At 51.1% G+C, this 617-nt stretch carries 2 pseudogenes; one reads left to right on the top strand and one right to left on the bottom strand.

Annotated features, from left to right (window positions below):
- Positions 1 to 250 (bottom strand): annotated as a pseudogene (locus AC5O77_RS22120) (hypothetical protein); the annotation flags it as partial.
- Positions 251 to 416: 166 nt separating this feature from the next.
- Here AC5O77_RS22120 and AC5O77_RS22115 point away from each other — a divergent pair.
- Positions 417 to 617: pseudogene (locus AC5O77_RS22115) on the top strand (AraC family transcriptional regulator); the annotation flags it as partial.

The raw sequence follows: 617 nt of genomic DNA, 5'->3' as shown, positions 1-617 counted from the left end.
CCTGTAAGCGCAGAACAAAAGTTAAGACCACGCAGCCGATCACGCCGCCCAGCGGCCAGGCCGGAATAGCGTCAGGCGTCGCGCGAATGTCACGCAGGCTCCACGCCAGAAAAAGGAGCGCCCCCAGGCTGGTTAATGCCGCCAGCCCCGCCAGCGCCATAGCTAAAATAACCTTCCTGCGAACCGGTGTAATCACCTGCCAGAGAGGAAATCGGGACAGCGATTCAGTATTGGATGATTGAGATGACATGGGAGTAACTGAATTTCCTGATGAATTTTTACGGACGCCAAAAACGACAATTCAGGGTGGCGTTCTGAGAATTAATGTGAATAATAACCATTATCAATAACTCATCTACCCCATTCGGTTCTATTTATACCCGCATTGGTCTAAGCCACAGGGAGATAACCAGGTCATGACGGAGTCAGCGCACACGCACTCTGAAATCTCTATTCACCAGTTGGTGGTCGGGAAACCTACAAACAATGGCAATATTCCTGCTCAGTGTGAACTGCTGCGCTGTTCGTTGCAGGAAGGTATGGATATTTTGCTCTGGAGGGGCCATTTTGCGCAGCCTGAGACGTTGCAGCTATACGACGATCTGGGCAGGATTAAC

Source organism: Stenotrophomonas sp. INTA L402-1 (assembly GCF_059295135.1).
Note: the sequence above shows the minus strand (reverse complement) of the source record. Positions and strands in the feature narration are given on the sequence as shown.